We start from the raw sequence: 8842 nt of genomic DNA, 5'->3' as shown, positions 1-8842 counted from the left end.
GTCGTAGGCCTGTTGCAATTCCGCCGCGCTGGGGTAGTCGGCCGGCACCTGGCTGACCGAGAGCATGTAGTCACGAAACACGATCTGTTCGGTGGCGGCGCGGGTCTGTTGTTCAACCTCCGGGCGCTGACGCCAGCCTTGGGCGTCGGCCTGTTCAAGCACGGCCTTTTGCGCCAGGCGCGAGCGAATCCAGGTTTCCAGCGCACCACGATTGCCGCGCAGTTGCTCACGGGTTTCGGCCGGCAGGCTGGCCAATACGCTTTGCAGTTCAGGCAGGTCGATCTGCTGATTGCCCAGGCGGGCCACCGCAGGCCCCGCGTGCTCGGGCTTCAGCGGTTGCTGAGCAGCGACCGGGTCTGTGCCCGGTCGCAGACTCAACCCTACCGCCACGACCAGCAAGGTCAGCGCACCCGCGCCGACGAGCAGGGTTGGTTTCTTCACAGGACAGGCGCCTCTTCATCCACGGTCGCAGCCGCAGCCTGGGCTTGCAACTGGGCCGCATGCTGGCTGTAGTCACGCAGGTACACGATAAATTCCTGCAGCAGGCGATCCCACAACTCCAATTGGCTGCGCAGGTGCGTAGCGCCGACACCGGCCACTACCACGTCCATTTCCATCAGCAGAAACTCACCCTGCAACGACAACCGCGCGAAGCGCCGCGAGGCGTTCCACACCTGGGCCAAGCCTTCCGGCAATTCGCCCTGCACCCGCAGTGCGCAGCTGTAGGTGAAGTCTACGTAACTACCCTGCTCCGCCGCCGGGTTGCCAAAACGCACGGCAAAGCCGATGCCCTGGCTGGCGCTGAGCAGTTGCACGATGCCGTTCTGTTCGGTCTGGTTAACGCGGTAGCCGGCTTCCTGCAGCAGTTCGGTAAGGCTTTGCGGGGTGACGTGGGTGATCAGTTGAACATCGCTCATAGTGTCTCTTCCTTGTTGATCATTGATTAAGCGCGGTGTGTGGAGCATCAAACCGATTAAGGTATAGCTCATCGCCAAAACCCTGGGCGAGTTCCTCGAACTTCACCCGCGCGCCACTGGCGAAGGGTTGGCGGATGCTCATCACTTCGGCCACATCGATTTTTTCGTAGGCGGCCAAAATCTGCTGGGCCACGCCGTACATCTGTTGATTCTTGGCTGAACATTGCTGCACTTGTGTGTCACGTTCAGTCAATTGCGCCTGCAAGCGGGCGCGTTCGGTTTCTTTGCCTTTGGCCAGCACCAGCAGGTCGTCATAGGCCTTCTTGAACTTGCCGATCTGCTCGTTGCTCGCCGCCACCTGGGCTTGCGCCTGGCTGTGCACGCTCTGCTGCTGGCCGGCCAGTTGCTCGGCCACGCCACGGGCCTTTTCCAGCTCGGCCGTCAGTTGCTTGATCTGCACCTGGGCTTGCTTGGCCTGGGCCTCGGCGGCCAGCCGTGCGGCACTGGCCTGGGCCTGTTCACTTTGCAGCGCCTGCAACTGCTGGGTGGTGCTGCGCAGTTGGGTACGCAGACGCTCCTCCATGCCTTCGGCCGATGCACCGGTAGCAACCAGCAACAACAGCAGCCCGCTTATTCGCCTGTTCATGTGGCATCTCCCTGCGCATCAGAAGCGCGTGTTGAGTTCCAGTTGCATCACATCGATGTCAAACGGCGCGCCATACACTTCGGAGGCGCTCAGCCAACGGGCGCTGGCATAGATGTTCTTGTCGATGCCGTAGTTGCCGCCAATGAAATAGCCCTTGGCGTTGGTGCCACCGAGGTGAAACGAGGAGTCGTTGAAGCCATCGGGCAAGGCATCCGGCTGGATGTACTTGTAACCGGCCAACACGTTCCAGTCGCCGCGCTTGCGCATCTCAAAGGCGTTGCCCAGGGTGAATTGCACCATCGCCGCGTTGCCGCCACTTTCAAACTGGCCATTGCTGTTGATGTTGTTGACGATCTGGCCTTCGCTGCGCTTGAGCATTTCGCCCTTGTCGTACGCCAGGTTGTGGATGTAGTTGCCTTGGGTACGCAGCTTGAAGTCGCTGGGCAGCTCGGTGTCCCAGGCCAGGTTCAGGTCCAGCACGTCGAACTTGGACGCCAGGCCCACGAACTGCGGTTGCGGGGTCAGGCCAGGGGTCGCCGGATTGGGCGCGATGTCGCGTAGCAGGAACACACTGTTGCCCTTCTGCATGAAGGCCAGGCGCGAGCCGTCGCTGTCACACGCGGGTTGTCCGGCCCATGGCGAGCAAGGGCTGGAGCGTTTACCTTCGATATCGTCGAAGTGGTAGTAGGCCACCGCGCCCTTCAGGTTGTTGCTGCGGTTGATCTTCCAGTTGGCGCCCATCTGGCCGCCGAACAACCATTTGGTGTCGCTGTCTTCCTTGTCGAGACCGTTGCTGCTGGCGGCGTCGGAGGTGTACTCCACCGGGAACGCACCCAGGGTGCCGAACACGCCCCATTCGTTGTTCAGCGCATGGTTGAAGTTGGCGGCGATACCGTCGAAGTTCAGGTCCGGGGAATACAGGATGTCGGTGGAGTAGAACGGGTTGGCGAAACGCCCGGCGGTCAGGGTCAGGTCCGGGCTGGCCTTCCAGCTCATGTAGCCCTGGTCGAGCCAGATGTCCTTCTTGCCGAAGCCGCCGCCCAGGGTCTGGGTGGTGGACACCGGGTTGTTGTCGGAACCTGTGCCGATACGGATGCCAGCGGTCCACTCCGGCGAGATCACCGCTTTCATGCCCAGGCGGGCACGCAGGCGGAACAGGTTCTGCCGGTCCTTGGTGGTATTGAGCAATGGCGGCAACTTGGTGTTGGTGTCTTTATTGACGTCGTACGGGCCACTCTCGTTGAGCTTGGCGTAGTCGACGATTTCATTGCTGTTGTTACCCGAGAAATAGCGCGACTCGTCTCGCAGGCGGATATCGCCGTCGAACGTGATGCGCGACACCCAGTCCGGAAAGGTATTGGGCTGCGCCCAGTTTTCCTGTTTGGCAGTGGCCATGACTTCAGCCTTGACCTGGTCACGGATCTGGTCACGCACGGCCTGCGGCACGTACTGCACGCGCACATCGCCAGGCGCTGCGGTCGGGCCGCTGGCAACCACCGGCGCGGCATTGGCCTGGCGGGCCTGCTGGGCTTGTTGTTCGGCCTGGGCGATCAACCCATTGGCGGCGTCCTGGGTCAACACACCTTGCTGCACCAGCAAACGGATCAAATTGATCGTGACGTTTTCCGATGGCGCAACCGGTGCTGCCGACGCCTGGCCGACCAGGGTGGCGATGACCATGCCGACCGCCAGGGTCAGTCGATTCACGGGGGAAATCATGTGTACGCAACTCCTGTCAAAAATGGGGTTTGATCAATCCGGGCGTCGGCCCTTGAGCGACAGCCGTACCGGCATCGTCACGGCGGCCGGTACGCGCTGCGTGGCATGGGGCGCACGCAACGCGGCGAGCACTTGTGCATCGGTCTCGGCGTCGCCGCTGGACTTCACCAACTCAGCCCGCGTCACCTGACCCTCGGCGCTCAACCATAAATCGGCCTGCACCGCGTAAGCCTTCTTGCGTAATTCCGGGTCTTCTCTCAACAAACGCTGGAACACCCCTGCCAAATACTGCTTGTACGTGCCGGTGCCCAAGCCACCACCGCCTGAACCGGCCATGCCGCCGCCCTTGCCTGCACCGATGTTGAAACCGTCGTTACCGGACTGCGCATCGCCATCGATCTGCATCGGGTTGGCCAAGTCATCGACCGGTGACGGCGGTGCTTCCTCCGCCGGCTTGACCTCTTCCGGCTCTGGGGTGGGCACCGGTTCCGGGATCTTTTCTTCAACCTGAGGCTCAGGTTCCTTGGGTTTTTCCGGTGGCGGCGGCGGTGGTGGCGGCAACGGAATAATGGTCGGCACCTTCGGCGCTTCACGGCGCACGCCGCTCATGTCATTGGCCCACTGCCATAGGAACCAGGCAGCCACGGCGCCCAGCAACAGGCCGGCGCCCCACTTCAATGGGCGCAGAGGCGGCTTGTTCTTCACAGGCAGGGGTGGCATCGGGATCTGTGCGGTCATGGCTCAGCCCTGGCTCGGTTTGCCGGTAACCAACCCGACCTGGGACAGCTCCAGCCGACGCAGCAGATCGAGTACTTCGATCACCTTCTGGTACTGCACCAACGCATCACCGCGCACGATCACCGGGAAATCCGGGCTCTGCGCCTTCTCGATACGCAAACGATCTTCCAGCTCGGCCAGGGTCACCGGGTAAGCATCGAGGAATACCTGGCCGCCATCGTTCACCGAGATAGCCTTGGTCTTGGCTTCGGACAGCGACACCGAGGCACTGGCCTTGGGCAGATGAATCTGGATACCCGAAACCTGGGCCGTGGCGGTGAGGATGAACATCACCAACACCACCATCAGCACGTCCACCAGGGGCGTGATGTTGATGCTGTCGACGGCGGCATCTTCGTCATCGTCGTGGGAGGCATTTACGCTAGCCATGGCGATTCTCCTCAGGCCGACACAGGGGCGTGCTGCTCGCGGCGGTGTGCCGTTTCGCTGGACTGGCTCTCGCCGTGCATCTCCGCCAGGCGAGTGATGAACTCGTCGACGAACACGCGCATATCGGCGCTGACTTCTCTGTTGCGCGTGATCAGGCGGTTGTAGCCAAACAGGGCCGGAATCGCGACGAACAAGCCCATGGCCGTGGCCAGCAACGCGGCGGCCATACCCGGGGCGATGGCGTTGATGTTTACGTCACCGGCCATGGCCGTGCCGAGGAACACCACCATGATCCCCAGCACCGTGCCCAGCAGGCCGATATACGGGCCGCCGGCAATGGCGTTGGACAGGGTCGACAATTTGGAACTGAGTGCCTGGTTTTCCCGGGTGCGCACACCGTCCATGGAGCAGCGGATGGCTTCGATGGTGGCCGCCGACACCGACGACGTGTCGGCACCTTGGGCGCGGCGCGTGCGGATCTCCTTGATCGCCACGCGGTACAGGCGCCACAACGAAGAATGTTGCAGGCGCTCGGCCAAGACGGTGTCGTCGTAGTACATCTCCAGACGGGTGCCGATTTGGGCAAACTCGCCGCGGAAGATCTCGTTGGCCGCACTCACTCGACTGACCATGCGGTTCTTGCGCAGCATGATGAACCACGACTGGAACATCATCGCCACCAGCACCAGGATAATCACCCAGGCATCCACCGGCACGGCCTTGAGCAGGAAGCCCAGGCTGCCGAAACCGAAGCCCGACTGCTCTTCATCCACACCGTAAGCCACCAGTTTCGACTCGGCGCCCTGGGCACTGGCATCGGCCAACAATAGCGAGGCTGGGCGAGCGACTTTTGACAGACGCAACTCATCGATTGCCCCAGCGAACGGCTGGTGGCCGCTGGCGGCTTCCGGCAGATCGGCACCCAGCGCCAATTGCGTATTGAACGCCGGCAGCGCCACCGCCAGGCTCGCCGTTTCGCGGCCATTGACGTACAGCGCGATCTTTTCGCCCTCGGCGGTGAACGCCAGGTGCTGCCATTGGCCAGGGTTCAGCGGCTGGGTCGAGGCGGCGCGTTGGCCGTCAACCTCCACAAACGGACTGCCTTGATTCACACCCAGCAACAGGCTGTGCGGTCCCTCGCGACGGGCCAACAGCACTTGTTCGCCACTGGCCTGGTCCAGACGCAGCCAGGCGCTGAAGGTGAACGCGCCACCGGCCGCGTGTTGCAGCGATGGGCTGGCCGGCAGCAACAACGGCTGACCGCCGAACTGCAAGGCGCGGCCGATCACGCCATCGATGCTGGCGCCGGTGGCATTCACGGCGGTGTTGCCATAGGCGGTGGTGTCCCGTGGCGGCGTGCCGTTGGCGCCGTCGAAGTGATACAGCGCGGTGTAGTTCGGGTCGAACGTCAGTTGGCCGTTGGCGGTGGACGGCGCTTTCTGATTGCCGTAGTACATCCAGATGTCCTGCCGCTGGCCGCCTTCGACCTTGGGCACATCGACCCAGATCAGCGCCATGCCCATCAGAGGGTCGAAGCTTTCGATCTGGTGGTTGAACACGGTCTTGTCATCGGCACTGACAAAGCGCAGGTCGGCGCCGTCATCCTTGACCCCATCAAACGTGAAGTTGCCGGTGTGCAGGCGTACCAGCAGTGCGGTACGGCCCAGGGCCTGGTTGATCGCCGCGCCTTGGGCGGTAGTGTCCACGGTGATCTGTTTGCGGTAGTGCCAGTCGTCCTGCCACCAGGCATGGGCGGTGGCTGGAAGCGTGAAGCCCAGGCAGATCAACAGGCTCAGGAATAGGCGTTGCATGGGTGAAGTCTCCGGAAGAAAAGGTCAGAAAGTCGCCTGCACACTGAAGTGCAGCCGCGAATCCTGTTTCTGGGTGTTCGGTCCATCGAGCAGCGGGTAGCCCCAATCCAGACTGCCGGATAACCATTTGCTCAAACTGGCGCGGGTGCCCAGGCCAACGCTGGCCAGGCTGTATTCGTCTTCTTGCTCGGCCAGGGGTTTTTGAAGGCGCAGGCGCGCACCTTCGGCGAACGCGTAGAAGCGCCATTCCTGCACATAGCTGCCGAGAAACTTGGCCAGGGACGGCGTGCGCATTTCCTGAGAGAACAGAATGCCCTCGTCCCCCGTGCGCTCCGCCGCCAGGTAACCGCGCACCGAGGTGGCGCCGCCAGCGGAATACTGTTCGTTGGACACCAGCGGCCCGGAGGCAAGTTGGAAACCGCCCTTGGTCGCCGACTGCCAATCATTGGCGAAGGTGTAGGTGTAATTCGCGTCGCCTTTGAGCACCGCGAAACTCGGACTGGCCTTGTAGCGCTTGTACTCGAACTCCTGGGAGTCGCTGCCATAGCCGAAGAACGCGCGGGTGCCTACCACCAGGTTCAATCCCAGGCCCAGGCTGGATTGTTCGCTGTAGCGATAGCCGTTGTAGCCGAAGGTGAATGGCGCGTATTTGAGCGGCACCTGATCGTTGCTGCTGCCCAGCCTCAGCTGTTCGTCAAAGTCCTTGAAGTCCACGCCGAAAGAGAACGAATTGGCCCAGTTGTCACTGGCCGGCAGGTTGTAAATAGCCGACACGCCGTAGGAATGGCCCTTGCCCAACACGTTGCTGCCGCCGATGGTGGCGATGTTGCTGTCGGACTGGTAGCCCGAGAATTGCAAGGTCCAGCGATCATTCAATGGGGCGCTATAAGAGCCTGACCAGACCTTGGCATTACTGCTGTCCTCGGGGGCTGTGAAGTAGGTCAGGGAAATGCTGTGGCCCAGTTGCCAGAGGTTGTCGTAACCCACGGTCGCCACCGAGCGCAGCTCCTTGGTGTCGGCGCTGTAGTCGTTGTTCAGGCCGATGCTGGCGTGCCAGGGGTTCTGGTCTTCTACCTGCAAGTCGACATCCATGGTGCCCGGGCGCTGCCCTTCGCGTACCAGCGGCGTCACCTGCCGTCCCACGCCACGGTTAAGCCCAGCCAGTTGGGTTTGCACGCTGGCGAAATCGGGTACTGCACCCTCCTTGAGCGCCGGCACCTCTTCACGGATTTCCACCGGCGAATAGTGTTTGGCACCCACCACCCGTACCCGGCCGACCTTGGTTTCACTGACTTGCAGATAGACGATGCCATCATCGACTTTCTGCTCGGGCAGTTCGACAAACACCGACTGGTAGCCACGAGCCTGATAGATTTTCTGCAGCGCGTCACGGGCGCCTTCGATATCACCGAGGGTCTTTTGCGGGCCGAGGAACGGGTACACCGCTTCCTCGATGGCGGCCGCATCGAGCACGGTATTGCCGCGCACGAAGTACTCGTTGACGTCTACCCGGCGTGCCGCGCCCTCTTCCTCGGCCAACGCGGGTTGAGCCAAGGCCCCCAGCGTCAGGCACAGCGCCAGCGTTGACTTGAACAGATGCTCCACACCGCCCCCCGGTTGTCTAAAAAAGAGTTGTCTAAAAAAGTTGTGCGCCTTCGCCGATTGCACGGCGTTCGGCCTGTTCAATTGCTGGTGGTCGAAAGATGGCTGTGCCGGGCCAGCCAGGTGTGCAACAAGGCGAAGTTCAACGAGAACTCCGGCATGTGCAGCAAGGCGCCACAAAACACTTCACCGATGATTTTCTGGATGAGTTGCACCGCACGCGGGTTGTTGAGCAACGTGGCGATGTCACGCTGCAGGGCCTGGATGCCCCACACCCTCTGGTTCAGGTCAAGGCCGACGAACCAGCGGAACAGCAGGTTGTAATTGAGCTGTTCATGCAGTTGCTGCTCGCTGGGTACCGAATACAGCAGTTGCAGCAGCAGGATGTGCACCACGGTGTGTGGCGCAATCAGCATGCCCGGCTCGGCCTGGAGCAGATCGCGGTGCTGGTCGAGCACTTCGTCGATCTGCGGGCGCAGCAACACCAGAGAATGGCCGGCGGGGATATAGCTGGAGACTTCCTTCAAGGCGCCCTGCCAATCGTCCTGGGAGACGATCCACACCCACGGCGCGCCGTAGCGGTACACCGAAACCGGCTTCTTGCGCGCGGCTTCGACGATCTTCGACAGGCGCTGATCGAGCTCCTGCATGCCGACTTTCGAGTAACGTTCCATAGTTCCCATGTGCCCCACTCCTGGCGTCCTGCTGACGGCTTTGGAGGGGACTTTTGATCGCCTCCAGCGCGTTACATAGGCAAGACGGGAGTGGGTGCGGGCTACCGAACTTTTGTCATGAAAGCTTCATTTGGGATTGAGAGGGGGGCAATTTTCTGGGGCTTTTGGGGTTGGGGGCATATCCGTTATTTAGGTAACGGCGACTTAGGGTTCCGCTCTTACAGCGGCTCACTTTTGAAAAGCGCAAAAGTAAGCAAAACGCTCTTGCCCCAACACTCGGCACCTCGCTCACGCTCGGTGTGCCCG

At 61.7% G+C, this 8842-nt stretch carries 8 protein-coding genes and 2 pseudogenes; 1 reads left to right on the top strand and 9 read right to left on the bottom strand.

Annotated elements, in window-relative coordinates:
* The 9 genes and pseudogenes from ACRESD_RS11885 to ACRESD_RS11845 form a co-directional block, all read right to left on the bottom strand.
* Positions 1–441, bottom strand: a pseudogene (locus ACRESD_RS11885) (peptidylprolyl isomerase); the annotation flags it as partial.
* Positions 438–917 (bottom strand): YbjN domain-containing protein, encoded by a 480-nt coding sequence (locus tag ACRESD_RS11880; RefSeq protein ID WP_431751072.1) that lies wholly within the window; start codon positions 915–917, stop codon positions 438–440. The gene ACRESD_RS11880 and the pseudogene ACRESD_RS11885, both read right to left, overlap by 4 nt.
* Before the next feature lie 19 nt (positions 918–936).
* Positions 937–1563, bottom strand: coding sequence for a DNA repair protein (locus ACRESD_RS11875; protein ID WP_431751071.1), 627 nt, complete (start codon positions 1561–1563; stop codon positions 937–939).
* Positions 1564–1581: 18 nt separating this feature from the next.
* Complete coding sequence (locus ACRESD_RS11870) at positions 1582–3282, bottom strand: putative porin (protein WP_431751070.1); 1701 nt, start codon at positions 3280–3282, stop codon at positions 1582–1584.
* A gap of 33 nt (positions 3283–3315) precedes the next feature.
* Positions 3316–4020 carry an energy transducer TonB family protein gene (locus tag ACRESD_RS11865; RefSeq protein ID WP_431751069.1) on the bottom strand — a complete coding sequence of 235 codons (705 nt, stop codon included), beginning with the start codon at positions 4018–4020 and terminating at the stop codon, positions 3316–3318.
* Between the two features lie 3 nt (positions 4021–4023).
* Positions 4024–4449 carry an ExbD/TolR family protein gene (locus ACRESD_RS11860; RefSeq protein WP_431751068.1) on the bottom strand — a complete coding sequence of 142 codons (426 nt, stop codon included), beginning with the start codon at positions 4447–4449 and terminating at the stop codon, positions 4024–4026.
* An 11-nt stretch (positions 4450–4460) separates the two neighbouring features.
* Positions 4461–6260, bottom strand: coding sequence for a DUF2341 domain-containing protein (locus ACRESD_RS11855; RefSeq protein ID WP_431751067.1), 1800 nt, complete (start codon positions 6258–6260; stop codon positions 4461–4463).
* A 24-nt stretch (positions 6261–6284) separates the two neighbouring features.
* A complete protein-coding gene (locus ACRESD_RS11850) occupies positions 6285–7865 on the bottom strand; it encodes a ShlB/FhaC/HecB family hemolysin secretion/activation protein (protein WP_431751066.1) in 1581 nt (526 codons plus the stop codon).
* Between the two features lie 77 nt (positions 7866–7942).
* Positions 7943–8536 (bottom strand): transposase, encoded by a 594-nt coding sequence (locus ACRESD_RS11845; RefSeq protein ID WP_431751073.1) that lies wholly within the window; start codon positions 8534–8536, stop codon positions 7943–7945.
* A 117-nt stretch (positions 8537–8653) separates the two neighbouring features.
* Here ACRESD_RS11845 and ACRESD_RS11840 point away from each other — a divergent pair.
* Positions 8654–8842: pseudogene (locus ACRESD_RS11840) on the top strand (hypothetical protein); the annotation flags it as partial.

Origin of the sequence: Pseudomonas sp. (assembly GCF_050739995.1) — a bacterium.
Lineage (GTDB): Bacteria > Pseudomonadota > Gammaproteobacteria > Pseudomonadales > Pseudomonadaceae > Aquipseudomonas.
The sequence above is the reverse complement of the archived record's forward strand: the minus strand, read 5'-3'. Positions and strand labels throughout refer to the sequence as shown.

What these genes read in the sequence shown, in the direction of transcription:
- ACRESD_RS11880 (WP_431751072.1), bottom strand. Translation starts at nt 917, where the DNA reads ATGAGCGATGTTCAACTGATCACCCACGTCACCCCGCAAAGCCTTACC.
- ACRESD_RS11875 (WP_431751071.1), bottom strand. Translation starts at nt 1,563, where the DNA reads ATGAACAGGCGAATAAGCGGGCTGCTGTTGTTGCTGGTTGCTACCGGT.
- ACRESD_RS11870 (WP_431751070.1), bottom strand. Translation starts at nt 3,282, where the DNA reads ATGATTTCCCCCGTGAATCGACTGACCCTGGCGGTCGGCATGGTCATC.
- ACRESD_RS11865 (WP_431751069.1), bottom strand. Translation starts at nt 4,020, where the DNA reads ATGACCGCACAGATCCCGATGCCACCCCTGCCTGTGAAGAACAAGCCG.
- ACRESD_RS11860 (WP_431751068.1), bottom strand. Translation starts at nt 4,449, where the DNA reads ATGGCTAGCGTAAATGCCTCCCACGACGATGACGAAGATGCCGCCGTC.
- ACRESD_RS11855 (WP_431751067.1), bottom strand. Translation starts at nt 6,260, where the DNA reads ATGCAACGCCTATTCCTGAGCCTGTTGATCTGCCTGGGCTTCACGCTT.
- ACRESD_RS11845 (WP_431751073.1), bottom strand. Translation starts at nt 8,536, where the DNA reads ATGGAACGTTACTCGAAAGTCGGCATGCAGGAGCTCGATCAGCGCCTG.